Annotated in this window: 24 protein-coding genes and 1 tRNA gene; 15 read left to right on the plus strand and 10 right to left on the minus strand. The window is 71.1% G+C overall.

Annotated elements, in window-relative coordinates:
* Window positions 1-8: 8 nt before the first annotated feature.
* On the minus strand, window positions 9-266 hold the full coding sequence (gene rpmA / locus D1793_RS13160) for a 50S ribosomal protein L27 (protein ID WP_110070533.1): 258 nt from the start codon (window positions 264-266) through the stop codon (window positions 9-11).
* Between the two features lie 31 nt (window positions 267-297).
* On the minus strand, window positions 298-609 hold the full coding sequence (gene rplU, locus D1793_RS13165) for a 50S ribosomal protein L21 (RefSeq protein WP_110070532.1): 312 nt from the start codon (window positions 607-609) through the stop codon (window positions 298-300).
* 283 nt (window positions 610-892) lie between these two features.
* Here rplU and ispB point away from each other — a divergent pair, with 283 nt between their 5' ends.
* Window positions 893-1,888, plus strand: coding sequence for an octaprenyl diphosphate synthase (gene ispB / locus D1793_RS13170; protein WP_119022585.1), 996 nt, complete (start codon window positions 893-895; stop codon window positions 1,886-1,888).
* Window positions 1,889-1,967: 79 nt separating this feature from the next.
* A tRNA-Pro gene (locus tag D1793_RS13175) sits at window positions 1,968-2,044 on the plus strand.
* A gap of 106 nt (window positions 2,045-2,150) precedes the next feature.
* Here D1793_RS13175 and D1793_RS13180 read toward each other — a convergent pair.
* From D1793_RS13180 to D1793_RS13195, 4 genes are read right to left on the minus strand one after another with little or no spacing between them, the layout of a single operon-like run.
* Entirely contained in the window at window positions 2,151-2,645 is a 495-nt protein-coding gene (locus D1793_RS13180) for a universal stress protein (RefSeq protein WP_240407670.1), read from the minus strand.
* A gap of 55 nt (window positions 2,646-2,700) precedes the next feature.
* Entirely contained in the window at window positions 2,701-4,215 is a 1,515-nt protein-coding gene (locus D1793_RS13185; RefSeq protein WP_119022586.1) for an SLC13 family permease, read from the minus strand.
* Window positions 4,216-4,254: 39 nt separating this feature from the next.
* The gene (locus D1793_RS13190) at window positions 4,255-5,829 is read right to left on the minus strand and encodes a phospholipase D family protein (protein WP_240407671.1); all 1,575 of its coding nucleotides are present in this window, start codon (window positions 5,827-5,829) and stop codon (window positions 4,255-4,257) included.
* Window positions 5,822-6,061: a hypothetical protein gene (locus tag D1793_RS13195; RefSeq protein WP_110070530.1), complete on the minus strand. Its 240-nt coding sequence runs from the start codon at window positions 6,059-6,061 to the stop codon at window positions 5,822-5,824. The genes D1793_RS13190 and D1793_RS13195 overlap by 8 nt, the downstream gene beginning before the upstream one ends.
* Window positions 6,062-6,241: 180 nt before the next feature.
* On the opposite strand from D1793_RS13195, the gene D1793_RS13200 reads away from it, so the two are divergent.
* The gene (locus D1793_RS13200; protein ID WP_119022587.1) at window positions 6,242-7,042 is read left to right on the plus strand and encodes a TlpA disulfide reductase family protein; all 801 of its coding nucleotides are present in this window, start codon (window positions 6,242-6,244) and stop codon (window positions 7,040-7,042) included.
* A gap of 297 nt (window positions 7,043-7,339) precedes the next feature.
* Window positions 7,340-10,288 (plus strand): RNA polymerase-associated protein RapA, encoded by a 2,949-nt coding sequence (gene rapA / locus D1793_RS13205; protein WP_119022588.1) that lies wholly within the window; start codon window positions 7,340-7,342, stop codon window positions 10,286-10,288.
* Window positions 10,289-10,313: 25 nt separating this feature from the next.
* On the opposite strand, the gene D1793_RS13210 is transcribed toward rapA, so the two are convergent.
* Window positions 10,314-11,219, minus strand: a complete 906-nt coding sequence (locus tag D1793_RS13210) for a TIGR01777 family oxidoreductase (RefSeq protein ID WP_119022589.1) — start codon at window positions 11,217-11,219, stop codon at window positions 10,314-10,316.
* Window positions 11,220-11,335: 116 nt separating this feature from the next.
* Between D1793_RS13210 and D1793_RS13215 the strand changes: the two genes are divergently transcribed.
* The 9 genes from D1793_RS13215 (at window position 11,336) to D1793_RS13255 (ending at window position 20,105) form a co-directional block, all read left to right on the plus strand.
* Window positions 11,336-12,373, plus strand: coding sequence for an FAD-dependent oxidoreductase (locus D1793_RS13215; RefSeq protein ID WP_119022590.1), 1,038 nt, complete (start codon window positions 11,336-11,338; stop codon window positions 12,371-12,373).
* A gap of 76 nt (window positions 12,374-12,449) precedes the next feature.
* Window positions 12,450-13,382, plus strand: a complete 933-nt coding sequence (locus D1793_RS13220) for a MerR family transcriptional regulator (protein WP_119022591.1) — start codon at window positions 12,450-12,452, stop codon at window positions 13,380-13,382.
* Window positions 13,383-13,389: 7 nt separating this feature from the next.
* Window positions 13,390-14,805, plus strand: coding sequence for a deoxyribodipyrimidine photo-lyase (gene phrB / locus D1793_RS13225; protein WP_119022592.1), 1,416 nt, complete (start codon window positions 13,390-13,392; stop codon window positions 14,803-14,805).
* A gap of 32 nt (window positions 14,806-14,837) precedes the next feature.
* Window positions 14,838-15,278, plus strand: a complete 441-nt coding sequence (locus D1793_RS13230; RefSeq protein ID WP_119022593.1) for a nuclear transport factor 2 family protein — start codon at window positions 14,838-14,840, stop codon at window positions 15,276-15,278.
* Between the two features lie 51 nt (window positions 15,279-15,329).
* On the plus strand, window positions 15,330-16,121 hold the full coding sequence (locus tag D1793_RS13235; protein ID WP_119022594.1) for an SDR family NAD(P)-dependent oxidoreductase: 792 nt from the start codon (window positions 15,330-15,332) through the stop codon (window positions 16,119-16,121).
* Entirely contained in the window at window positions 16,118-17,479 is a 1,362-nt protein-coding gene (locus D1793_RS13240) for an FAD-dependent oxidoreductase (protein WP_119022595.1), read from the plus strand. Before D1793_RS13235 ends, D1793_RS13240 begins: the two co-directional genes overlap by 4 nt.
* Window positions 17,476-18,303 (plus strand): DUF1365 domain-containing protein, encoded by an 828-nt coding sequence (locus tag D1793_RS13245; RefSeq protein WP_119022596.1) that lies wholly within the window; start codon window positions 17,476-17,478, stop codon window positions 18,301-18,303. The genes D1793_RS13240 and D1793_RS13245 overlap by 4 nt, the downstream gene beginning before the upstream one ends.
* Window positions 18,300-19,571: a cyclopropane-fatty-acyl-phospholipid synthase family protein gene (locus tag D1793_RS13250; RefSeq protein ID WP_205527549.1), complete on the plus strand. Its 1,272-nt coding sequence runs from the start codon at window positions 18,300-18,302 to the stop codon at window positions 19,569-19,571. The genes D1793_RS13245 and D1793_RS13250 overlap by 4 nt, the downstream gene beginning before the upstream one ends.
* 9 nt (window positions 19,572-19,580) lie before the next feature.
* Entirely contained in the window at window positions 19,581-20,105 is a 525-nt protein-coding gene (locus D1793_RS13255; protein ID WP_119022597.1) for a DUF2878 domain-containing protein, read from the plus strand.
* Here the strand turns inward: D1793_RS13255 and D1793_RS13260 are convergent.
* A complete protein-coding gene (locus D1793_RS13260) occupies window positions 20,064-21,923 on the minus strand; it encodes a GGDEF domain-containing phosphodiesterase (protein WP_119022598.1) in 1,860 nt (619 codons plus the stop codon). The two genes, D1793_RS13255 and D1793_RS13260, sit on opposite strands and share 42 nt — an antisense overlap.
* Window positions 21,924-22,143: 220 nt before the next feature.
* Here D1793_RS13260 and fabA point away from each other — a divergent pair, with 220 nt between their 5' ends.
* Both fabA and fabB read left to right on the plus strand, forming a co-directional pair.
* Window positions 22,144-22,659, plus strand: coding sequence for a 3-hydroxyacyl-[acyl-carrier-protein] dehydratase FabA (gene fabA, locus D1793_RS13265; RefSeq protein WP_119022599.1), 516 nt, complete (start codon window positions 22,144-22,146; stop codon window positions 22,657-22,659).
* 14 nt (window positions 22,660-22,673) lie between these two features.
* The gene (fabB, locus tag D1793_RS13270) at window positions 22,674-23,891 is read left to right on the plus strand and encodes a beta-ketoacyl-ACP synthase I (RefSeq protein ID WP_119022600.1); all 1,218 of its coding nucleotides are present in this window, start codon (window positions 22,674-22,676) and stop codon (window positions 23,889-23,891) included.
* A 137-nt stretch (window positions 23,892-24,028) separates the two neighbouring features.
* Here the strand turns inward: fabB and D1793_RS13275 are convergent, their stop codons facing one another.
* A complete protein-coding gene (locus D1793_RS13275) occupies window positions 24,029-24,799 on the minus strand; it encodes a lysophospholipid acyltransferase family protein (RefSeq protein ID WP_119022601.1) in 771 nt (256 codons plus the stop codon).
* Window positions 24,796-25,689 (minus strand): sugar nucleotide-binding protein, encoded by an 894-nt coding sequence (locus D1793_RS13280; protein WP_119022602.1) that lies wholly within the window; start codon window positions 25,687-25,689, stop codon window positions 24,796-24,798. The genes D1793_RS13275 and D1793_RS13280 overlap by 4 nt, the downstream gene beginning before the upstream one ends.
* Window positions 25,690-25,720: the final 31 nt, after the last annotated feature.

The following is a 25,720-nucleotide window of genomic DNA, read 5'->3' on the forward strand; positions in this document are numbered from 1 at the left end:
CAGGCGTCTCAGGCAGAGACGACGCTGACGAACTTGCGGTTCTTCGGACCCTTGGTCTCGAACTTGATCACACCGTCGTTCAGGGCGAACAGGGTGTGGTCGCGGCCGAGGCCAACGCCGACGCCGGCGTGGAACTTGGTGCCGCGCTGACGCACGATGATGTTGCCGGCGGTGACGGCCTGGCCACCGAACAGCTTGACGCCAAGGCGCTTGGATTCTGAATCGCGGCCGTTACGCGTGGAGCCGGCTGCCTTCTTATGTGCCATGGAAAAATCCTCCGTTCAGGGGATGGGCCGCTTACGCGGAGATCCCGGTGATCTTGACTTCAGTGAACCACTGGCGGTGGCCCTGACGCTTCATGTGGTGCTTGCGGCGACGGAACTTGATGATGGTGACCTTGTCGCCACGGCCGTGGGATACGATCTCGGCAGAGACCTTGGCACCCTCGACCAGCGGGGCGCCAATCTTGACGTCGTCGCCATCGGCAACCAGCAGCACCTCGTCGAAGTCGACGGACTCGCCGGTCGGGACTTCGATCTTCTCCAGCTTGAGGGTCTGGCCTTCCTGAACGCGGTACTGCTTGCCGCCGCTCTTGATAACTGCGTACATGCTTTTCTCTCCAGGACTCATCAGGGTTGGCTCTTGATCGACCTGCGGCGAGTGGCGCCTCTTCTGGCACCATCTGACAGGGAGCGGGATGAGTGGGCCGCGCATTATAACCGCGTGCCGATGGCGACACAACCCGCGCCGCGCCTGCCGCTGGCGCCGGCATGCCCACCCCGCGGCGGCTCGCCTTGACGCCCATGAGGGGGCCCCATAGCATGGCCGGCAACCCAAGGCCAGAGGGGGCCGCCACGCCCCGGCCCCCATCAATTCCGTCGAAGCCGCCTCCATGACTGCCAATGTCTCCTCCCCCACCGCCGCTCCATCGCCGATCCACGCCGTCGTGGCCGAGGATTTCGCCGCGGTCAACCGCACCATCATGGATCAGCTCAACTCGCGGATTCCGCTGGTGGAGACCATCGGCCAGTACATCATCGAGAGCGGCGGCAAGCGGCTGCGCCCGCTGCTGGTACTGCTGGCGGCCCGTGCGCTTGGCTACCAGGGCGAGCGCCATGTGACCCTGGCCACCCTGATCGAGTTCATGCACACCTCGACCCTGCTGCATGACGACGTGGTGGACGAGTCCCATATGCGCCGCGGCAAGGCCACCGCCAACGACGCCTGGGGCAACGCCCCCTCGGTGCTGGTCGGCGACTTCCTCTACTCGCGCTCCTTCCAGATGATGGTAGGGGTGGGCTCCATGCGGATCATGGACGTGCTCTCCTCCGCCACCTGCGTCATCGCCGAGGGCGAGGTGCAGCAGCTGACCAACGTGGGCAACCCGGACATCGACGAGGCGGCCTACTTCGAGACCATCCAGGGCAAGACCGCCATGCTCTTCGAGGCCGCCAGCCACAGCGGCGCCATCCTCGCCGAGGCGACCCCGGAGCAGGAGGCCGCCCTGCAGTACTACGGCCGCTACCTGGGCCTGGCCTTCCAGCTGATCGACGACCTGCTCGACTACCAGGGCGACGCCGAGGCGATGGGCAAGAACGTCGGCGACGACCTGGCCGAAGGCAAGCCGACCCTGCCGCTGATTCAGGCCATGGCCGCCGGCACCCCGGAGCAGGCCGCGGTGATCCGTCGCGCGATCCGCAAGGGCGGGCTGGACCATCTCGACGAGGTGCTGGCCATCGTGAACGCCACCGGCGCCCTCGACTACACCCGCACCCGGGCCGAGGAGATGGCCGACCTGGCCCTCGCTCAGCTCGAGAAGTTGCCCGCCTCACCCTACCGCGACAGCATGGCCGATCTGGCCCGCCTGGCGGTGGAGCGCAAGGCGTGAAACGGCCCGCCGCGCAGGGCTTGCAAAGCGCCCAGCGGCGGGTATAATGCGACCCCGTTGAGGCATCAGCCCAACGCGTCGGAGCGTAGCTCAGCTTGGTAGAGCGCTGCCTTCGGGAGGCAGAGGTCGTAGGTTCGAATCCTGTCGCTCCGACCAACGAATTCAAGGCCTTGCGGTTACCCGCAAGGCCTTTTTCGTGTGCCTGACTTGTTCACCCCCTAGGCATCTTCATCCTTTCGCTGGGCGGTGAGTCGGCGGCGCGTCAGGTGACGGTGATGACGTTGCAGCCGGCAGTGTGGCTGACACGGTGGGAGACGCTGCCCACCACCATGCCCCTGAGATCGCTCATGCCGCGGCTGCCCATGACGATCGCATCGGCATTGACCTCCTCGGCGACCTCGATGATGCGCTCGCCGGGCTTGCCCTGGCGTACCAGCTCCTTGACCTCGATGCCGGCCAGGTCGACCGCGGCCTTGGCCTTGTCGATCACCTGCTGCCCGGCCTTGCGCACCCCTTCCGCCAGCTTCTCGCGTTCGACCTCGGACATGGGCTCGGTGCTGCCACCCACCAGGATGCCGATGTTGTCGGGCGCCGACTCGGGGACATTGAGCAGGTGGAGGGTGGCGCCGCCGCTGCGCGCCAGCTCGGCCGCCACCGCAAGCGCTCTTTCCGCGTGGGCGGAACCGTCGACGGGAACCAGTAGGGTCTTGTACATGGCGTGAATGCCCTTGTTCATGTTGTGGTAGGAATGGGGCAAGGAGACCCCCTCTTTCTCAGCCTAGCCCCTGTGCCGGTTTCGGCAATGTCCTGGATCAAGCCGCCCAGCCGAAGCCGAGGATCGGCATCGCCAGGGCGAACACCACCAGGGTGATCACCACCAGCGCCGCGAGGCTGATCAGCGCCCCGGCGCGCACCATCTCGGCCACGCTGAGCCTGCCGCTGGCGAAGACCACGGCGTTGGGCGGCGTGGCCACCGGCAGCATGAAGGCGCAGCTGGCGGCCATGGCCACCGGCACCGAGAGCAGCAGCGGGCTCGCCCCCAGGCTGACGGTGAGCGAGGCGGTCAGCGGCAGGATGGCCGCCGCGGTGGCGGTGTTGCTGGTGACGTGACTCATCAGCATCACCGCCAGCGCCACCATGGCCACCATGGTCCAGGTGGGCCAGCTGCCGAAGACGCCGAGCCCCTCGGCCACCACGGCGGCCAGGCCGCTCCCCTCGATGGCGGTGCCGAGGCTGAGCCCGCCGCCCACCATGATCAGCACGCCCCAGGGCAGGTGCTTGGCGCTCTCCCAGTCCATCAGGAACTGTCGCTGGCGCCAGCGCGCCGGCACCACGAACAGCAGCAGCGCCCCGATGATGGCGATCCCGGCATCGCTGAGCTCCACCCCGAGGGCGCGCTCCAGCAGCGGCCGGGTGATCCAGGCCAGGGCCACCAGAACGAAGATCGCCGCCACCCGCTGCTCGGGCCGGGTCATGCGCCCGAGATCCCGGGCCTGGTCGGCGAGCATCTCGGCCACCCCGGGCACCTCGCGGCGCTCCACCGGGTAGACCCAGCGGGTGAGCAGCCACCAGGCCAGCGCCAGCAGCAGCAGCGAGGGGGGCACGGCCACCGCCATCCACTGGGCGAAGCCGATCTCGATGCCGTAGCTCTCGCCCATGAAGCCCGCCAGCAGGGCGTTGGGCGGGGTGCCGATCAGGGTGCCCATGCCGCCGATGTTGGCGGCCAGGGCGATGCCCAGCAGCAGCGTCAGGGCCATATGGTGGCTGGCGCCGGCGCCGCCCTGGCGCTCCAGCATGGCCAGCACGGATAGACCGATGGGCACCATCAGCGCGGCGGTGGCGGTGTTGCTGACCCACATGCTCAGCGCCGCGGTGGCGAGCATGAAGCCCGCCACCAGCCGGTCCGGGCGGCTGCCCGAGACCCGCAGCACCAGCATGGCGATGCGCCGGTGCAGGCCCCAGCGCTGGATCGCCTCGGCCAGCAGGAAGCCGCCGAGGAAGAGGAAGATCAGCGGATTGGCGTAGGGGGCGGCCACCGAGTGGATGGTGCCCACGCCGAGCAGCGGCAGCAGCGCCACCGGCAGCAGGGCGGTGACGGCGATGGGTACCGGCTCCAGCACCCACCACACCGCCATCCAGGCGGTCAGCGCCACCACCTGCCAGGCCGCCGCCGGCATGTCCGCCGGCGCCTCCATCCACAGCAGCAGTGCCGCCGCCAGGGGGCCGAGAAAGAGGCCGAGGGTGACCTGGAGTCGCTCACGCCGGGCCTGGCGCCGCTCCGCGTCCTGGCTCGCCTCCTCGGCGTCGCGGGTCTGGGGGTCATTCATCGCGTCTCTCCTTGCTCGCGTCTCGACGGGCGGGGCGCGCTACAGCCAGCGCTCCAGCCGCAGCAGGCGGGTCAGCCAGGCGTTGGCGTGTCGCCAGGGGCCGCCGGGCTCCCGGGCGAGGCGGACCATCTCGTCGTCCTGGCGTGTCTCCCAGCCCAGCCGGTCGTCATCGAGGGTCACCCGGTAGCTCAGCTCGGGGCTCGCCCCCTCCTCCACCAGTTCGCGAAACTCCCGGGCCAGGCCCTCGCTCTCGGCCAGCACGCCCAGCTCGCTGTTCCACCATACCGAACGCGGGTCGGCGTTGGCCGAGCCCACGAAGACGGTCTCCTCGTCTATCGCCAGGGCCTTGATATGCAGCGCCGAGGCGGAGGTGCCCGGCATGCCCATGGTGGCCCCCTCGCCGTCGGCGTGCTCGGCGCGCAGCTCGAAGAGCGCCACGCCGCTCTCCAGCAGCGCGCGGCGATGGGGCATATAGGCCCCGTGGACCACCGGCACGTCGGTGGCCTCCAGGGAGTTGGTGACCACCTCCACCGCGACGCCGGCCTCCGCCAGCGCCTGCAGCACCCGGCTGCCCTCGGCGGTGGGCACGAAGTAGGCCGAGACCAGGCTCAGGCGCGCCTCGGGGGCCACCCGCGCCCACAGCTGACCCGCCATGGTCTCGTCCAGGGCCGGGCGGCCGCGCCAGGCCGGCTTGCCCGGCGGGTCCCACAGCGCCTCGGCCCGCCCCCAGTGCAGGGCATCCACCAGGCGCTGGCGATCGCGCTCCTCGTGGCGCTCGCGCAGCGCCTGGAAGTAGTCGGAATCACTCTCCTCGGCGAGCCGGGCGGCGAGCTCCTCGCGCAGGGCCCGCCAGGCGTCTGGCTCGACGCGGTGGTAGCGCCCCACGGGCTGGGCCAGGCCGTGGTTCCAGTAGAGATCGAAGCTCATCGACAGGGGCTCGACCACCGCCCCCACCGCCAGCAGGTCCAGGTCGGCGAAGTTGCGCGGCTCGCTGGCGTTGTAGTACTCGTCGCCCAGGTTGCGGCCGCCGGCGATGGCCAGGGCGTTGTCGGCGATCCACAGCTTGTTGTGCATGCGCCGGTGGTGGCGCGGCAGCACCGGGATGGTGGCCAGCACCCGGGTGGCCAGGTTGGCGCGCCCCACCGGCAGCGGGTGGTAGACGCGCACCTGCAGGTTGGGGTGGCTGTCCAGGGCGGCCAGGCGCTGGCCCTGCCCCACAGCGCCGATGTCGTCGATCAGCAGGCGCACCTCGACGCCGCGCTCGGCGGCGTCCAGCACCCGGGCCAGCAGCACCCGGGTGGTCAGGCCATCGCCCATCAGGTAGGTCTGGATGTCGAGGCGGCGCTCGGCCCGGGCGGTGAGCAGGCCACGCACCGCGAAGGCATCCTTGCCGTTGGCCAGCAGGGCCAGGCCGCTCTGGCCCGGGTGGGCCTCGGCCTGCTCGGCGGCCCAGCGGCCCAGGGGGGTCTCGGCGACCTCCCAGGGCGGCAGCGCCGTAGTGTGCACGCGCGGCTGCGGGGCGCCGGCGCAGCCCGCCAGCAGCAGCAGGAGCGCCAGCAGCGGGGCGAGCCGGAGCCGTCGCGGCCCGCCGGCGGGCCGCCACGCCTCAGGCATCGCCATCGTCGTCGGCCAGCCGTCGCGCCAGCGCCTTGCGCGCCTTGTTGCGGCGATAGAGCCGCACCAGGGCGATGCCGAGCGCGGTGGCGACCATGGCCGCCAGGGTCCAGCCCTGCCAGTAGCGGGCGGCGTCGCCCATCATCGTCTCCAGGGTGATGATCAGGATGAAGCCCAGCGCCTGGCTGGCGATGGCCAGGGCGCGCAGGGTGTCGAAGGCAGGCTTGGCCATGCAGGCTCCCATGACGAGGGTGGCGGACGGATGACAGCCCTGCCGCCCGGCAGTAGGCTTGGCAGGGTCAGGGTATCGACGCAGGCAGCGCCTTTTCGGGTGACCAAGTGTACCCGCTCGCGCGCCGGCCGCCGACCCTGCATCGCCACGACCCTGCCCCATTGTTCAGGAGCCCGCCCCATGGATGCCATCGCCCTCGGCCCCGTGCTGCTCTCGGTGCCGCGCCTCTACGCGCTGGGCGCCGCCCTGCTGCTGCTGGCGCTGAGCGCCTGGCTGCTGGGGCTGCCGCGGGGCGAACACGCCCGCTGGTTCAACGGCCTGGTGCTGGCCTGGCTGGTGGGGGCGCGCACCGGCCACGTGCTGCTGCACCTGGAGGCCTACGCCGCGGCCCCGCTGGATATCCTCAAGCTGTGGCAGCCGGGCTTCCACGGCCTGTGGGGGCTGGTGGCTGCGTTGCTGTGGACCGGCTGGGCCCTGCGCCACCATCTGCTGCGGCTGATCGGCGCCATGGCGCTGACCGTGGGGGCGGCGAGCCTGTGGCTGGTGATGGTGACGCTGGCCCCCCTGGGCAGCGGCCTGACCATCGACGCGCTGCCCGATATCACCCTGGAGACCCTCGACGGCGAGACCGTCAATCTGCGCGACCTGCAGGGCGAGACGGTGGTGCTCAACCTGTGGGCCACCTGGTGCCCGCCCTGCCTGCGCGAGATGCCGCTGCTGGCCGAGGCCGACGCCCGCGACGGCGTCACCGTGGTGGTGGCCAACCAGGGCGAGGAGCTGCTGCAGGTGATCCGCTACCTGGACGACCAGGGGCTCGAGTTCCGCTACCCGCTGCTCGATCCGCGCCAGGAGCTGATGGTGCTGCTGGAGGCGCCGGGGCTGCCGACCACGCTGCTGTTCGACGCCTCCGGGCGCGCCGTGGAGCGCCACGTGGGCGAGCTATCTCGGGCCCAGCTCGGCGCCTGGCTCGACCGCCACTGAGCCAGGCGCCGAGCCGGGCCCAACGCGACAGACTCTGTTGCAGTTGCCTGCAGCGAGAGGCGCCGGGGGCAGGCCGGAGAGGGGGTCCTATGCCAGGGATGGCATCGGTAGCGTACAGGGATGTATTCACAGCGCCCCCTCGAGGGCCTGTCGCCGGAATAGCCTCGAGCAACGGCCCGAGACGAATCACCACGCTTAAGCCGCGCCGCCCTTTGCTGTAAGATACCGCGCCCTGTTCGGCCCGCCCCGTCCCGGCGGCCATGAGCGCACCCACTCTTCAGCATCCTCCGAGGCATCATGAGCGACTTCTCCCCCGGCCAGCGCTGGATCAGCGACGGCGAGGCCGAACTCGGCCTGGGCACCATCCTGAGCTGCGATGCGCGCAGCGTCACCGTGCTGTTCGGCGCCAGCCAGGAAACCCGCACCTACAGCAGCCGCCAGGCCCCGCTGACCCGGGTGGTGTTCGGCAGCGGCGACCGCATCCGCGCCGCCGAGGGCTGGACCCTGACCGTGGACGACACCAAGGAGCTCGGCGGCCTGATCGTCTACATCGGCGAGGACGAGCGGGGCGAGCTCACCGAGCTGCCCGAGGCGCGGCTCGCCGACACCATGCAGTTCGACCAGGCCCGCGACCGCCTGCTCACCGGCCAGGTGGACCGCAACGACTGGTTCGAGCTGCGCTTCCGCACCCTGCACCACCACCACCGCATCGAGCAGAACCCGGCGCTGGGCCTGGCCGGGCCGCGCATCGACCTGATCCCGCACCAGCTCTACATCGCCGACGAGGTCTCCCGGCGCCATGCCCCTCGGGTGCTGCTGGCCGACGAGGTGGGGCTGGGCAAGACCATCGAGGCGGGGCTGATCCTGCACCGCCTGCTGCTCACCGGGCGCGCCGAGCGGGCGCTGATCCTGGTGCCGGCAAGCCTCTGCCACCAGTGGCTGGTGGAGCTGCTGCGCCGCTTCGCCCTCGAGGTGACCCTGCTCGACGAGCAGCAGAGCCAGGCCCACGGCGATGCCAACCCCTTCGAGGCCGGGCAGATCATCCTGGCCAGCCAGGACTGGCTGTTCGCCAACCCCCACCGCCAGTCCCAGGCCCTGGCCTGCGCCTGGGACCTGCTGATCGTCGACGAGGCCCACCACCTGGACTGGAGCGAGGAGCAGATGGGCCCCGGCTACGCCTGCGTGGCGCGCCTGGCCGGCGAGAGCGAGGGGGTGCTGCTGCTCACCGCCACCCCCGAGCAGATGGGCGTGGCGAGCCACTTCGCCCGCCTGCGCCTGCTCGACCCGGACCGCTACCATAGCCTGGAGCGCTTCCGCGAGGAGGAGGCCCACTACGTGGAGGTGGCCGAGGCGATCGATGCCCTGGAGCGCCTGCCCGGCGATGACGCGGACCGCGACCGGGTCGCCGCGGTGATCAACGAGGCCGACAGCCTGGCGCTGCTCGCCACCCTGGCCAACCCCGAGGCCAGCGAGGCCCAGCACGCCGCCGCGCGCGACCAGCTGCGCGACCAGCTGCTCGACCGCCACGGCACCGGCCGGGTGATGTTCCGCAACAGCCGCCGCCACGTGGGCGGCTTCCCGGAGCGGCGCCTGCACGTCACCGAGCTGGCCCCGCCCTCGGCCTACCGCCGGGTGCTGCGCAAGCTGGAGCGCGACGAGGACTACCTCGACGAGCTGCTGATCGAGACCGGCCTCGACCACCCCGAGGTGCTGATCTACCTGGACGCCATGTACCGGGCCCTGGCCGACGACCCGCTCAACGAGGAGCCCTGGTGGCAGATCGACCCGCGGGTCAACTGGCTGCTGGAGCGGCTGGCCGACGACGGCGAGGGGGGGCTCGCCGGCGACAAGGTGCTGGTGATCGCCCATGATCGGGAGACCGCCCAGGGCCTGGCCGAGGCGCTGCGCGTGCTGGGCGGCTACCACGCGCCGGTGTTCCACGAGGGGCTCTCCCTGGTGGAACGCGACCGCGCCGCGGCGGCCTTCGCCGACGAGGAGGAGGGCTGCCAGGTGCTGGTCTGCTCGGAGATCGGCTCCGAGGGGCGCAACTTCCAGTTCTGCCGCCACCTGGTGATGTTCGACCTGCCGCTGCACCCGGACCAGCTGGAGCAGCGCATCGGCCGCCTGGACCGCATCGGCCAGCGTCACGCCATCGAGATCCACGTGCCGGTGTTCGAGGCCAGCCCCGGCGAGAAACTGCTGCGCTGGTACCGCGACGGCATGGACGCCTTCAGCGCCCCCCACGGCATCGGCAGCGAGATCTTCGATGCCTTCGGCGACGCCCTGGCCGAGGCGCTGGTCGACGACGAGGGCATGGCGGAGGTGATCGAGGAGACCCGGGTGCTGTTCGAGAGCCGCCTGGCCGAGCGCGACGCCGGGCGCAACCGCCTGCTGGAGCTCAACGCCTGCCGCCCCGGCCGCGCCGAGGCGGTGGCGGCGGCGATCCGCGAGCTGGACGAGGACCGCGCCCTGCCCCGCTACCTGGACCTGGCCCTGGACATCTTCGGGGTGGACAGCCAGGAGCTGGGCGGCGGCATCCAGCACCTGCTGCCGAGCCCCCAGATGCTCGACGGCCTGCCCGGCCTGGCCAAGGGCGAGGAGGGCTTCTCGGCCACCTTCTCGCGGCTGCGCGCGCTCTCCCGGGACGATGTCCAGCGGCTCTCCTGGGAGCACCCGCTGCTGCGCGAGATGATGGGCCGGATCCTGGACGGCACCATGGGCAACACCGCGCTGGCGCTGCTCCGGCACCCGGCGCTGCCCCCCGGGCGGATCATGGCCGAGCTGGTGTTCCGCACCCACTGCCCGGCCCCCAGGAAGCTGCACCTCAACCGCTTCCTGCCGCCCACCGCGGTGCGGGTGCTGCTCGACGAGTCGGGCGTCAACCTGACCGACAAGATCTCCTTCACCGGGCTCTCGAAGAACCTGCAGAAGGTCAAGAAGGCCATGGCGCGGGACCTGATCCGCAGCCGCCTGGAGGTGCTACGCGAACTGCTCGACCGCGGCGAGGCCGAGGCGGAGCGCGAGCTGCCCTCCATCACCGAGGCGGCCCAGGGGCGCATGCGCGAGGCGCTGGATGGGGAGCTGGCCCGCCTGACGGCCCTGGCACGCCACAACCCGGCGGTGCGCGAGGACGAGCTCACCGCGCTGCGCGCCGAACGCCAGGCGCTGGACGAGGCCATCGAGGGCACCCGCCTGCGCCTGGACTCGGTGCGGGTGATCGTCACGGTGGGCGAAGAAGCAAGGTAGACGGGGCTGTTCCGCCGACAGGCCTTCAGCCCAGAATATCCGCCAGGGCGGCTTCCAGGGTCTCGAAGCGGAACTGGAAGCCCGCCTCCTGAAGGCGCTTCGGGCGCATGTCGGCGCCGGTGAGCAGCAGCCGCGACATCTCGCCGAAGGCGGTCTCCAGCACGATGGCCGGCACCGGGAAGATGGCCGGGCGCCTGAGCTGCTTGGCCAGGGTGCGGGTGAACTCGGCGTTGGTCACCGGGTGCGGGGCGCTGCCGTTGAAGGGGCCCTCGAGCTCGTCGTTGTCGAGCAGGAAGAGGATCGCCCGCACCAGGTCCTCGCGATGGATCCAGGGCATGAACTGCTGGCCCGTGCCGAAGCGCCCCCCCAGCCCGAACTTGAAGGGGGGCAGCATCTTCTGCAGGCTGCCGCCGCCGCTGTCGAGCACCAGGCCGATGCGCAGCAGCACCACCCGGGTGCCGAAGTCGGCCGCCTCGCGGGCGGTGTCTTCCCAGCGCTTGCAGAGCCGGTGGGCAAACTCGTCGTGGGGCGGCGTCTCTTCGCTGACCTCGCGCCCCTCCTGGTCGCCGTAGTAGCCCATGGCCGAGCCCGACACCATCACCCGAGGCGCTCCGCTGCCGCTGGCCTTGAGCTGCTCGCAGAGGATCACCAGGTCGCGGGTGATGTTGACCCGCGAGTCGATCAGCCGCTGCTTCTGGTCATCGCTCCAGCGCCGGGCGGCGATGGATTCGCCGGCCAGGTTGACGATGGCGTCCGGCGGGGTGTCCACGAAATCCAGCACCGAGCGACGAATGTCCGCCCCCGCGGGCAGTCGCCCTTTCACCGCCGCCGGGTCCCGCGACACCACCAGTAGCCGGTGTCCCGCCTCGACCAGGCGCTGGCACAGCCGCTGCCCCACGAATCCGCTGCCGCCGGTGATCAGCACTCGCATCGCGCTCTCCTGTTACCTGTAGTGACGTCTGATGGATGACGGGTATCTGCCATAGGTTATACAGCTGTTGTACACTTCTGCTAGTCTAGCTGAAAACCACCAAGAGTGACGCTGCCATGCGCTCTGATCCCCCTCCTGCTACCGCCATCATCGGGGCCGGCATCGCCGGCCTGGCCTGCGCCCGGGCGCTGGATGCCGCCGGCCTGCCGGTGACCCTGTTCGACAAGGCGCGCGGCGCCGGCGGGCGAATGTCCAGCCGTCGCCTGCCCGAGGCGGTGCTCGACCTGGGGGCCCAGTTCTTCAGCGTCCGCGACCCCGCCTTTCGCCGCGCCGTGGCGGCGTGGCGAAAGGCCGGCTGCATCGCCCCCTGGCCCACCTCGCTGTGGTCGGCTCAGGAGGGGCGCTGGGCGCGCCACGAGGATGACCTGGAGCGCCTGTGCGGTGCGCCGCGCATGAGCGCCGTGACCCGCCACCTGGCCGAGGGGCTGACGCTGCTGGCCGGGACCCGCATCGAGCGCCTTGAGGGCAGCGCCGGGGAGTGGCAGCTGGTGGACGAGCATGGCGCGCACCACGGCCCCTTCGCCCGGGTGGTGATCAGCACACCCTCCCCCCAGGCCCACCCCCTGGTGGCACCTCACGACGCCACCCTGGCCGAGGCCTGCGAGGGGGTGATCCAGCGCCCCTGCTGGGCCGCCTGGGCGCTGTTCGATGCCCCCCTGCTGGCGCTGCCCGGGGTCGATGCCGACTGGCAGGCGGTGCGCCTGAATGATCCGCGGCTGCGCTTCGTCACCCGCAACCAGCTCAAGCCCGGGCGCCAGGCGCAGGGCGAGAGCCTGAGCCTGCTGGCCAACCTCGAGTGGAGCGAGGCGCGCCTGGAGGACAGCCCCGAGACCGTCGTCGAGGCGCTGCTCGAGGCCTTCCAGCAGGCGCTGCCCGAAGGCGTCCGGCTGCCTGCGCCCAGCGCGCTGGGCGCCCATCGCTGGCGCTACGCCCAACCCGACGTCTTCGCCACCGGCGAGGCCGTCAACCGCGACTACCGCCTCTCGGCCAGCGGCCTGGCGCTGTGCGGCGACGGCTGGCGCGGCCCGCGGGTCGAGGACGCCTGGCTCTCCGGCCACCATCTCGGCGAGGCCCTGGTGGCCGACGCCACCTGAACCGACCGTGACAGGAATTCGCCATGTCATCCGCCCAGACACCCACTGCCTCCAGGATCGGGAGGTCCTGCACGCCATGAACGACCACTCACAGCACGCCGGCGATACGCCCCTCTACCCGATCCGCGAGGTCTCCCGCATCACCGGCGTGAACTCGGTGACGCTGCGCGCCTGGGAGCGACGCTACGGGCTGATCAAGCCCCAGCGCACCCCCAAGGGGCACCGCCTCTACGCCCGGGAAGACATCGAGCGGGTGGAGCAGATCCTGCAGTGGCTCAACCGCGGCGTGCCGGTCAGCCAGGTGTGCGAGCTGCTCGACCGCCCCGAGGCCAGCGAGGCCCCGCCGGCCGACGCCAGCGACTGGCCGGGCCAGCGCGCGCAACTGGTCACCGCGGTGGAGGCCCTGGACCTGGCACGCCTGGAGACCCTCTACGCCCAGTCGCTCTCGCTCTATCCGGTGGCGGTGTGCCTCGCCGAGCTGTGGGCGCCCGTGGTGCAGGCGCTCGAGGAGCGCTGGGGCGAGCGGCTCGGCGATACCCTGCAGCGTCTGACCCTGGAGGCCTTCCTGCGCACTCGCATCGGCACCCGCCTCTACCATGCCAACGGCCAGGCGCCGGGGCCGGTGCTGCTGATGGTGCCGCTGCCCGACGATCCCGGCACCCTGTGGCAGCTGCTGGCCGCCCTGGCAGCGAGCGATCGCGGCTATCGGGTGTCGCTGCTGGACGCACCGCTGCCCTTCGGCGAGCTGCCCCTGGCGGTGGAGGCGCTGGGCGCCGCCGGCGTGCTGATGACCGGCAGCCACGCCGGACGCAGCGACCTGGTGCGCCGCCAGCTGCCGCGCCTGGCCGAGCAGCTCGAGGTCCCGCTGACGCTGTGCGGCCCGGTGGCCCGCATCCGCGAGGCCGACCTGACGGAGAGCGGCGTCGCGGTGCTGGGCGACGACCTGGGCCTGGCGATGGCGCGGCTCGGCGAGCTGCTGCCTCCGGCCCTGCTGCCCATGGCGAAGTGAGCGCACCATGACTCACTCCCTGATGTGGTTTCGCAGCGACCTGCGCGTGCAGGACAACCGCGCCCTGGCCGCGGCCGCCGCCCGCGGCCCGGTGGTCGCCGTCTTCCTGCGCGCCTTGCCCCACTGGCGGCGCCACGGCCACGGCGCCACCCCGCTCGACTTCCGCGCCCGAGGCGTGGCCGCGCTCCAGGAGGCCCTCGCGGGGCTCAACATCCCGCTGCTGCACCGCGATATCGAGGACTTCAGCGAGTCCCCGGCGGCGCTGCTGGCCATCGCCCGGGAGACCGGCGCCAGCGCCCTGCACTTCAACCACGAGTACCCGCTGGACGAGCAGCGCCGCGACGCCGCCGTGCTCGCCGCCTTCCGTGACGCCGGGCTCGAGGCCCATGGCCACCACGACAGCGTGGCCTTCGCCCCGGGGGAGCTGCTCACCGGCAAGGGCGACTACTACGGCGTCTTCACTCCCTTCGCGAGAAGCTGGCATCGCCAGCTGACGGCGGAGCGCCTGGCGCTGGCCGACACTCCCGCCCCCCAGGCGGAGACCGGCATCACCAGCGACCCGCTGCCCGCGCTGCCCGAGCTCAAGGATGCGCCCATCGACGGCCGCCAGTGGCCCGCCGGCGAAGGCCCCGCCGCCGATCGCCTGGAGCGCTTCCTGCGCTTCCGCGGCCGCCACTACGCCAGGCAGCGCGACTTCCCGGCGATCCGCGGCACCAGCGAGCTCTCCCCCTACCTGACGCTGGGCATGATCTCCCACCGCCAGTGCCTGCAGGCGGTGCTGGCCGAGAACGACGGCCGCCTCGCCGAGGGCGATGCCGGCCTGGTGGCCTGGGTCAACGAGCTGGTGTGGCGCGAGTTCTACCGCCACGTGGCGGTGGGCTTCCCCCAGGTGTGTCGCCACCGCCCCTTCCAGGCCCATACCGAGGCGCTGGCCTGGCGCGACGACGACGAGGGCTTCGCCGCCTGGTGCGAGGGGCGCACCGGCTACCCCATCGTCGATGCCGCCATGCGCCAGCTCGTCGCCACCGGCTGGATGCACAACCGCCTGCGCATGATCACCGCCATGTTCCTCTCGAAGCACCTGCTGATCGACTGGCGCCGCGGCGAGGCCTTCTTCCTGCGCCACCTGGTGGACGGCGAGTTCTGCGCCAACAACGGCGGCTGGCAGTGGGCCGCCTCCACCGGCACCGACGCCGCCCCCTACTTCCGCATCTTCAACCCCACCACCCAGTCCCAGCGGTTCGACCCCGAGGGCACCTTCCTGGCCGAGTGGCTGCCGGCGCTGGCCGGGCTGCCGGCGAAGGCCCGTCACGCGCCGCCCCGGGACCTGCTCGGTGGCGTCGACTACCCCGCCCCCATCGTCGATCACAAGGCGGCACGGGCCCGAGCCCTCGACGCCTTCAAGGCGCTGAAGGCCGACTGACACCGCGGCAGCGACCGATTCAGGAGTCACCCATGACAGCGACAGCAGACCAGCGGCTGGAGGCCTTCTGCGCCTTCTTCAAGAAGCTAGACAAGAGCTGTACAAAATATCTCTACGAGTTCTATACTCCCGATGTGCTCTTTATCGACCCGCTTCACCGGATAGAGGGCGCCAGGGCCCTGGAGCGCTACTTCGCGACCCTGTACGAGAACGTGACAGCGTGCCGCTTCGACTTTCACGAGCGACAGCGTTCGGGCGACCAGGCCTTCGCCACCTGGACCATGCACCTGACCCATCCTCGGCTCGATGGGGGGCGCGAGATACGGGTATCGGGCTGTTCGCACCTGACCTTCGCCGCGGATGGCCGGGTGGCCCGGCACCAGGACTACTTCGACGCCGGCGCCATGCTCTACGAGCGCCTGCCGCTGCTCGGCGGCGTCATCCGGCTGGTGAAGCGACGACTCGACGGCTGACGGAACCCCCGGCGGCCACCCCGGTAGCAGGACCCCGATCATGGAGGTTGCATGTCCCTATCCGGCACCCAACGCATCTGGCTCACCGGCGCCACCTCCGGCATCGGCCGCGCCCTCGCCGAGCGCCTGCTGGCCGATGGCCACCGGGTCGCCCTCAGCGCCCGGGGCGAGGCGGACCTCGAGGCGCTGGCCGCCGGGCGCGACAACGCCCTGCTGCTGCCCCTGGACGTGAGCGACCGCGCCGCGGTGGCCCGCGCCGGCGAGCGGATCGCCGCGGCGTTCGGCGGCCTCGACCTGGCGCTGCTCAATGCCGGCACCTGCGAATACCTGGAGGCCGACCGTTTCGACGTCGACCTGGTGGAGCGGGTCTTCGCCCCGAACTTTCACGGTGCGGTCTACTGCATCGCGGCCGCCCTGCCGCTCTTGCGCCGGGCCCGCGCCGAGGGCGGACGGCCGCTGCTCGCCGCCACCTCCAGCGCCGCGGCCTATCTGCCGCTGCCCCGCGCCGAGGCCTACGGCGCCTCCAAGGCGGCGCTCAGCCACTTCCTCGAGGCCCTGCGGCTGGACCTCCACGGTGAGGGCATCGGCGTCAGCCTGATCCACCCCGGCTTCGTGAAGACCCCGCTCACCGATCGCAACGACTTCGCGATGCCGCTGCGCATCGAGGCCGACCAGGCCGCCGAGGCGATCCTCGACGGGCTCGCCCGCCGCCGCCTGGACATCCACTTCCCGCGCCGCTTCACCCTGCTGGTGAAGCTGATGGGCATCCTGCCCCCGGCGCTGCGCCACCGCCTGGGCCTGCGCCTGGTGCGCACGACCACCACCACGGAGACCGCTCCATGACCGCCTTTCATCGCCACCCCGGGGCGCCGGAGCCCTCCCGCCGCATCGCCGTGATCGGCAGCGGCATCGGCGGCATGGCCGCCGCCTGGTACCTCTCCGGTCGTCACCAGGTGACCCTCTTCGAGGCCGCCGACCGCCTGGGCGGCCACACCGCCACCGTGGATGTCGAGCTGGACGGCAGAGACTATGCGATCGATACCGGCTTCATCGTCTTCAACGACTGGACCTACCCCCACTTCCGGCGCCTGCTGGCGCGGCTCGGGGTGCCCTCACAGCCCACCGAGATGAGCTTCTCGGTGCACGAGACGGCGCGGGACTTCGAGTACAACGGCCACACCCTGGCGAGCCTGTTCGCCCAGCGTCGCAACCTGCTGCGCCCCAGCTTCTACCGCCTGCTGCGCGACATCCTGCGCTTCAACCGCGAGGCGACCCGGGCGCTGGAGACCGGCACCCTGGACCCGGCCATGACCCTCGGTGAGTGGCTCGAGACCAACGGCTACAATGACGCCTTCCAGCGCCACTACCTGCTGCCCATGGGAGCCGCCATCTGGTCGGCGAGCCTGCAGGACCTGCGCGACTTCCCGCTGCAGTTCTTCGTGCGCTTCTTCCGCCACCACGGCCTGCTCTCGGTGAACGACCGCCCCCAGTGGTACACCCTGGTGGGTGGCTCATGGAGCTATATCCCGGCGCTCACCGCCCCCTACGCCGACCGCATCCGGCTCTCGACGCCGGTGCAGGGCATCCGCCGCCTGGCCGACGGGGTCGAGCTGCGCACCGCTGCCGGCACCGAGCGCTTCGACGAGGTGGTGCTGGCCTGCCACGCCGACCAGGCGCTGGCCCTGCTGGAGGACCCGACGCCCCCCGAGCGCGAGATCCTCGCCGCGCTGCCCTACCAGGACAACGAGGTGGTGCTGCACACCGATACGCGCCTGCTGCCCCGCCGGCGACGCGCCTGGGCGAGCTGGAACTATCGCCTCGACGGGCGCGGCGCCGACGAGCGCATCTCGGTGACCTACGACATGAACATCCTCCAGCGCCTGGAGGCGCCCCACACCTTCTGCGTCACCCTCAACAACGGTGACGCCATCGACCCGGACAAGGTGCTGGGGCGCTTCACCTACGCTCACCCCCAGTTCACCCTGGCCGGCGAGGCGGCCAAGGCGCGCCACGCCGAGATCTCGGGCCCCGCCTTCCGCACCCACTACTGCGGCGCCTACTGGCGTAACGGCTTCCACGAGGATGGGGTGTGGAGCGCGCTGCGGGTGGCCCGTGGCCTGGGCTGCAACGAGGAGGGGCCGAGCCTGGCGGAAGGCGTGCCCACGGCGGCGCCCGCCTCCCTCGAGGGCAGCGCGGCATGAACCACGCGCCCCGCTCGCGGATCTACCGCGGCAGCCTGCGTCACCGGCGCTTCCTGCCGCGCCACCACGCCTTCACCTACCAGGTGTGGATGGCGTGGCTGGACCTGGACGAGCTTCCCGGGCTCTTCGACGGGGTGCCCGGCTTCAGCGCCCGGCGTCCGGCCCTGGCGCGCTTCCGGCGCGAGGACTATCTCAAGGACGACCTCAAGGACAACCTCAAGGACGACCCCAAGGGCGAGCTCGCCCCCCATGACCGGCCGCTGAAGCAAGCGGTACGCGAGGAGCTGGAGCGCCAGCTGGGCTTCGCCCCCGATGGCCGCATCTGCCTGCTGACCCAGCTGCGCACCTTCGGCGTCGGCTTCAACCCGATCTCGCTCTACTACGCCTTCGATGCCGAAGGCGAGCTTCGCGCCGTGCTCGGCGAGGTGACCAACGTGCCCTGGGGCGAGCGCGCCCGCTACGCCTGCGCGGTGGAGCCGGCTCGCCGCGTCCACCGGGCGACCTTCGACAAGGCGATGCACGTCTCGCCCTTCAACCCCATGGACATGGTCTACCGCTGGCGCTTCAACACTCCGGAAGAGCGCCTGCTGATGCACATGGAGACCTGGCAGGGCGAGGCGTGCCACTTCGACGCCACCCTGACCCTGGAGGCCCGGCCGGCGACCCGGGGCGTGCTGCTCGCCACCCTGGCACGCCAGCCCTGGATCAGTCTCAAGACCCTGGCCGGCATCCACTTCGAGGCCCTGCGCCTGTGGCTCAAGCGCGTGCCGATCCACGACCACCCCGGCCCAGACCCGAGTTCCCGCAAGGAGAGGTCCACGTGAACACCCTGCGCTCTGCACGCACCGCCCGCCCCCTCGTGGAGGAGGCCGACCGCCTGACCCGCTGGCTGCGCCCCCGGCTGCTCGACCAGCTCGATCGTCTGGAGGGCGGCCAGGTGACCCTGATCGAGGGGCACCGCCGCCACCAGCTGGGCCAGGGCGGCCCCATGAAAGTCACCCTGGTGGTGCGCGACAGCCGCGCCTGGAAGCGCCTGGCGCTGGGCGGCACCGTGGGCGCCGCCGAGGCCTACATGGACGGGGACTGGGATACCGATGACCTGGTGACCCTGGTGCAGCTGCTCGCCGCCAACCTGGAGCGGGTCAACGGCGAGCTGGAGAACGGCACCGCCCGCCTGGGCCGCTGGCTGCTCTCCGCGCTCTATCGCCTGCAGCGCAACAGCCTCAAGGGCTCGCGGCGCAATATCGCCGCCCACTACGACATCGGCAACGAGCTCTTCGCCACCTTCCTGGACACTCGCCACCTGATGTACTCCAGCGCCGTGTTCCCCTACCCGGAGGCGAGCCTGGAGGAGGCCTCCACCTTCAAGCTGGACCTGATGCTGGACCGCCTCGACGTGCGCCCCGAGCACCACCTGCTGGAGATCGGAAGCGGCTGGGGAGGCCTTGCCATCCACGCCGCCCGCACCCGCGGCTGCCGGGTCACCACCACCACCATCTCCGAGGAGCAGTACGCCCATACCGCGCGGCGCATCGCGGAGGAGGGGCTCGGCGATCGCATCACCCTGCTCAAGCAGGACTACCGGGAGCTCGAGGGGCGCTTCGACCGGCTGATCTCGGTGGAGATGATAGAGGCGGTGGGGCACCAGTACCTGGACACCTACCTGGCCACCCTGGACCGCCTGCTGGCCGACGATGGCCTGGCCATGCTGCAGGCGATCACCATCCGCGACCAGCGCTTCGAGGCGGCCAAGCGCGAGATGGACTTCATCAAGCGCTACATCTTCCCGGGCGGCTTCCTGCCCTCCCACCGCGCCATCCTCGACGGCCTGGCCCGGCGCACCTCGATGAACGTGCTGGCCCTGGACGAGATCGGCACCCACTACGCGCGCACCCTGCGCGAATGGCGCCATCGCTTCGAGGCCAACCTCGAACGGGTGCGTAAGCTGGGCTATGACGAGCGCTTCATCCGCATGTGGCGCTACTACCTCTGCTACTGCGAGGGCGGCTTCCTGGAGCGCAGCATCGGCACCTGCCACCTGCTGCTGGCCAAGCCCGGCGCTCGCCCCGCTCCGCTGACCGGCAGCCACTGAGGCATGGCCATGGTCTCGGCCCTGCGCCAGCCCGCCACCCGGCGCACCCTGCTCAACCTGGCGGCCTTCGAGCTGGGCTGGCTGGCCTGCGTGCTGGGGGGCTCCTGGGTCGCGGTGCCGGCCGCCGCGCTCCTTCTGGGCCTGCACCTGGCGTGGCAGGCGCGGCCCGGCGAGTGGCGCTGGCTGGCCGGCTTCGCGGCCCTGGGCCTGGCGGTGGACGGTGGGCTCACGCTGGCCGGCGGCTTCGAATTCGGCGACCAGCCGCTCGCCTTCGGGGTGCTGCCGCTCTGGCTGTGGCTGCTGTGGCCGCTCTTCGCCACCCTGCTCCACCACTCCCTGGCCTGGCTGTGGCGGCGCCCCTGGCTCGCCGTACTGGGCGGCGCCATCAGTGGCCCCTTCTCCTACTATGCCGGCGCCCGCCTGGCCGATGTGACCCTCGCGCCCTGGCTGCTGCCCGCCCAGGCGCTGGTGTGGGGCCTGCTCTGCCTGTGGTTAACCGTTCGCCTCGGCCACGGCGAGCGCTCCCGCGCCTGACCCCTGCGGCTGACGGCGCGCCTCGAGGGCGGCGGCCGGTTCCGGCCGCGCATAGAGGAAGCCCTGAACCAGATCGCAGCCCGCGGCCCGCAGGAAGTCACGCTGCGACTCGGTCTCGACCCCCTCGGCGATCACCTCCAGGTCCAGCCCCCGGGCCATGGCCAGCACCGCGGTGACGATGGCGGCATCGGCGCGGTCGCCGGGCAGGGCGTGAATGAAGGCGCGGTCGAGCTTGAGCTTGTCCAGCGGCAATTTCTTGAGATAGCCCAGCGACGAGTAGCCGGTGCCGAAATCGTCGATGGCGACGGGGTGCCCCAGCGCGCGCAGCGCCTCCAGGCGCGGGGCAATGTCGCCGGCGCGCTCGTCGAGCAGCACCGACTCGGTGATCTCCAGCCCCAGCAGCCGCGCCGGCACCCCGTGGCGGGCCAGCCCCGCGCTGAGCGCCGACTCCAGCTCGCCCTGGAACATCTGCAGCGCGGAGACGTTGATCCACACCGGCAGCTCGGGCATCCCCAGCCGGCGCCAGCGTGCCTGGCAGGCCAACGCCTCGTCGATCACCCAGTTGCCCAGCGGGGCCATCAGGCCGTGGCGCTCGGCCAGGGGGATGAAGTCGGCCGGCGAAATCAGCCCGTCCCGGGGGTGACGCCAGCGCAGCAGAGCCTCCCAGCCCACCAGGCTGCCGTCGTCCAGGCGGTGCTGCCCCTGGTAGTGCAGCTCCAGCTGGGCGCCGGTGGCCAGGGCGTGGCGCAGGTCGTTGACCAGCCCCAGCTGCGGACTCTCCTGCACGTCCAGGGCGGGGCGGAAGCGCTGGCTGTGATTGCGCCCATGGCGCTTGGCGGAGTAGAGCGCCGACTCCAGGCGCTGAAAGAGGGTATCGGACTCTCGGCCATCCTCGGGGGCGCGGCAGCTGCCGATGGTGAGCCCCAGGCGCAGCGAGTGCCCCTGCAGCTCGAAGGGCTCGGCGAGGTGAGCGTGGAGGCCGGCGACCCACTGGTCGTGGTCATCGAAGGTGGTGGTGCGGATCACCATGAACTCGTCGCCGCCCAGGCGCCCCACCACGCCACCGGCCACGTGGTGGGCCAGGCGCTGGCCGAAGCGCGCCAGCAGACGGTCGCCCTGCTCAACGCCGAGGGCGTCGTTGATCGCCTTGAAGCCGTCGATGTCGACCAGTGCGATGTCGAGGCTCTCCCCGGCGCGCAGGTGGCGCAGCCGCGAGGCCATCAGGTCGTGGAGGCGCCGCCGATTCGGCAGGCCGGTGAGGGGGTCCTCGAAGCCGATCCGGCGCAGGTCGCGCTCGCGCGCCTTGTGCATCGAGATGTCGGTGAACAGGCAGACATGATGGCTGAGCCGCCCGCTGGCGTCGCTGATGGCCCGCACGCGCAGCCACTCGGGGTACTCGTCGCCGTGCTTGCGCCGGTTCCACAGCTCCCCCTCCCAGCGCCCGGTGGCCTGCAGGGTCTGCCAGTAGCGCTCGAAGAAGGCGGTGTCGTGGCGCGGGGCCGCCAGCGAGGTGGCGTTGCGGCCGCGCACCTCCTCGAGGCTGAAGCCGGTGATGCGGGTAAAGGCGGGGTTGACGGCGAGAATGCGGTTGGCGGCGTCGGTGATGATGACGCCATCCTCGGTCAGCGCCAGCGCCTCCTGGCCCAGCCGGGCGTGCTGGTGCTCGCGGCGCACCTGCCGCCAGGCGTCCGCCAGGCCGACCGCCACCAGCGTCAGGGCCACGCCGCGCAGGAGCAGGTCGGGCAGCCAGAGGGTGGCCGTGAGGCCGACCAGGCCCACCCACAGCAGCGGGCGGTTGAGGGAGAAGGGTGGCCACATGGGTTGGCTAGGCTCGTGCGTGAATGGAGAGGCTCTCGTCAGCCTATCGGCAGAACGGACGTTTACTGTACCCCACGGGGCGCCCGGCCATTCCACGCTGACGTCGGAGATGGGCGCTCGGCGTGCATTCCCCCTGCGCGGACAGTAGACTTAACGGCAGTCGCCTGGCGGCGGCCTGTCGCCTGCCGCGCACAATTACTTCGACCTTCGGAATGACCCAGTGACCAAGCAACACTCCTTTGATCGCGAAGAACTGCTGGCCTGCTCCCGCGGCGAGCTGTTCGGCCCCGGCAATGCCCAGCTGCCTGCCCCCAACATGCTGATGCTCGACCGCATCACCCGCATCTACGAGGATGGCGGCGACTTCGGCAAGGGCGAGCTGATCGCCGAGCTGGATATCCACCCCGACCTGTGGTTCTTCGACTGCCACTTCCCGGGCGACCCGGTGATGCCCGGCTGCCTGGGCCTGGATGCCATGTGGCAGCTGGTCGGCTTCTATCTGGGCTGGCTCGGCAACCCCGGCCGCGGCCGCGCCCTGGGCTGTGGCGAGGTGAAGTTCACCGGCCAGATCCTGCCCGATGCCAAGAAGGTCACCTACAAGATCGATATCAAGCGCATCATCACCCGGCGCCTGATCCTCGGCATCGCCGACGGCACCGTGTCGGTCGATGGCCGCGACATCTACCAGGCCACCGACCTGCGCGTGGGCCTGTTCACCTCCACCGCGAACTTCTGAATCAGGAGGCTTCCATGCGACGAGTGGTAGTCACCGGCCTGGGTATCGTGTCCTGTCTGGGCAATGACCGTCAGGCCGTTCTCGAGGCGCTCAAGGAAGGGCGTTCCGGTATCCGTTTCAAGGAGGAGTACGCCGAGCGCGGCTTCCGCAGCCAGGTGGCAGGGGTGGTCGACATCGACCTCGACGCCCTGATCGACCGCAAGCTGCGCCGCTTCATGGGCGACGCCGCGGCCTTCGCCTATGTGAGCATGGCCCAGGCCATCGAGGACTCCGGACTGGCCCCGGAGATGGTCTCCAACGAGCGCACCGGCCTGATCGCCGGCTCCGGCGGCGCCTCCAGCGCCAACCAGGTCGAGGCCGCCAACATCATGCGCGAGAAGGGCCTGCGCCGGGTGGGGCCCTACCGGGTCACCCGCACCATGGGCAGCACCGTCTCCGCCTGCCTGGCCACGCCCTTCAAGATCAAGGGGATCAACTACTCGATCTCCTCGGCCTGCGCTACCTCCGCCCACTGCATCGGCAACGCCATGGAGCAGATCCAGATGGGCAAGCAGGACATCGTCTTCGCCGGCGGCGGCGAGGAGGAGCACTGGACCCTCTCCTGCCTGTTCGACGCCATGGGCGCCCTCTCCACCCAGTACAACGAGACCCCCGACAAGGCCTCCCGTCCCTATGATCAGGCCCGCGACGGCTTCGTCATCGCCGGCGGCGGCGGCATGCTGGTGCTCGAGGAGCTGGAGCACGCCCGCGCCCGCGGCGCGAAGATCTATGCCGAGGTGGTGGGCTACGGCGCCACCTCCGACGGCCACGACATGGTCGCCCCCTCCGGCGACGGCGCGGTGCGCTGCATGCGCCAGGCCATGGCCACGGTGGACGGCAAGATCGACTACATCAACACCCACGGCACCTCCACCCCGGTGGGCGACGTGGCCGAGCTCAAGGCGATCCGCGAGGTGTTCGGCGACACGACGCCGGCCATGAGCTCCACCAAGTCGCTGACCGGCCACTCCCTGGGCGCCACCGGCGTGCAGGAGGCGGTCTACTCGCTGCTGATGATGGAGAACGACTTCATCGCCGCCTCGGCCAACGTCGAGACCCTCGACGAGCAGGCCGACGGCTTCGACATCGTGACCCAGCGCCGCGACGGCGTGAAGATCGAGCGGGTGCTCTCCAACAGCTTCGGCTTCGGCGGCACCAACGCCTGCCTGGTGCTGGAGAAGTTCAAGGACTGAGCTCGAGGGCTGAGCTCAGTGACTGAGCAAGACAGCGTGACTGGCTGAAACGAGAACGGCGCCCCGCGGGGCGCCGTTCTCGTGGTGGCCGACGGGTGGCGGCGGCGGAGCCTGCCGGGCGGCCAGACCGCAAAGTGTCAGCGCCTGGCGGACACCTCGAGCGGAGCCGCCTCCCCCCCCGCGGCGGCCGGGCGCGGCACCTCGGAGATCTCGGCCAGCCGCGCCTCGATCCACGCCTCCACCTCGACCAGCACCTCCTCCGGCGTGCGGCCATCGGTCTCGATGGGCTCCCCCACCACCAGCGACAGCCGCCCCGGGTTCTTGACCCAGTGGCGCCCCGGCCAGCGCTCGCCGGCGTTGTGGGCCACCGGCACCACCGGCACCCCGGCGCGGCAGGCGATCACCGCCCCGCTCTTGTTGTAGCGCTTGCGCTGTCCCGGGGCCACCCGGGTCCCCTCCGGGAAGATCAGCACCGAGAGCCCCTCGTCCAGGCGCTGCTTGCCCTGGGTGAGCACCTGCTTCATGGCCCGGGCGGGCCGGGAGCGGTCCAGGGCGATCGGGTGCAGCAGGCGCAGCCCCCAGCCGAACAGCGGGATGCGCAGCAGCTCCTGCTTGAGCACGGTGCACACCGGCGGCTTGAGGATCTGCAGGTAGATGGTCTCCCACTCGCACTGGTGGTTGGCCAGGATCACGCAGGGCCCCGCGGGCAGCCGCTCGCGCCCGCGGATCTCGTAACGTACCCCGCACGCCCAGCGAAACCAGGCGGTGATCAGGTGGTTGTAGACGTTGAGCAGGCGGTAGCGGCTGCCGAGCGGCAGCAGCGGCGCCAGCGGCAGGAAGAGCACTCCGCACACCAGCATGATCAGGAAATAGCCGACGTAGAAGAGCAGGCTGCGCAGGACATTCATGGGGACGACGGCTCCTCCGGCGGCTCGGGGTCGCGACGGTTGGCCTCGCACCAGGCATCGAGCATCCGCCCCACCTCCAGCCGCCAGGGTTTCTGGTGGACGCCGAAGACCTCCAGCACCCGCCGGCAGTTGAGCACCCGGCGCAGCGGATGGTCATGGTGGTGGTGCATGGCCTTCACCTCGCCCAGGGCGACCCGCTCGCCGAGCCCCTCGAGCCGGGTAGCGAGCTGGGTGCGCACCATGGAGACGAAGGTGTAGACGCTGACCGGCTCGGTGCCGGCCAGGTGGTAGCTGCCCCAGGCCTCGGCGCCGCAGTGCTGCTGCTGGAGCATGCCGATCAGCGACATCGCCACGGCATCCGCCGAGGTGGGGCAGCAGGTGACGTCGGCCTCGCCGCGCACCTCGCGCCCGGCCACCAGGGTGTCGACCAGCTCCCCCAGCCAGGCGTGGCTGCCCTCGAGGGCGAACAGCGGCCCCAGCCGCACGATCAGATGGCGCGGACACTCGGCGCGAATGCGATCGCCGGTGGCCACCAGGCGGCGCAGGCTCTCGTCCCGGGGGCGCGGGATGACGTGCTCGTCGATGGGCTCGGCGAAGCCATCCTCGTAGAGCTGGTCGGAGACGCACCACACCAGCGCCACTCCGGCCTCCCGACACACCTCCATGCAGCGCTCCACCGCCTCGGCATGGGCGGTGACCTCCGCCGGTGCGGCGCGGATGGGGCGCGACAGCGGGGGGATCACCAGCGCATCCGGCGCCACCTCGGCGAGCCGCTCGGCATCGATCACGCTGCCGGCGTCGATGACCAGTTCGGTATCGGTGCGCCGGTTGGCCTCGCGGGCCAGGGCCAGGCTCAGGCAGTGGCCGGCATCCAGTATCAGCAGCTTCACTCGTGCTCCTCCCTGCGCCCGCCGGGTCGCT

This window comes from Halomonas sp. JS92-SW72, from assembly GCF_003547075.1.
In the GTDB taxonomy this organism is placed as follows: Bacteria; Pseudomonadota; Gammaproteobacteria; order Pseudomonadales; family Halomonadaceae; genus Halomonas; species Halomonas alkalicola.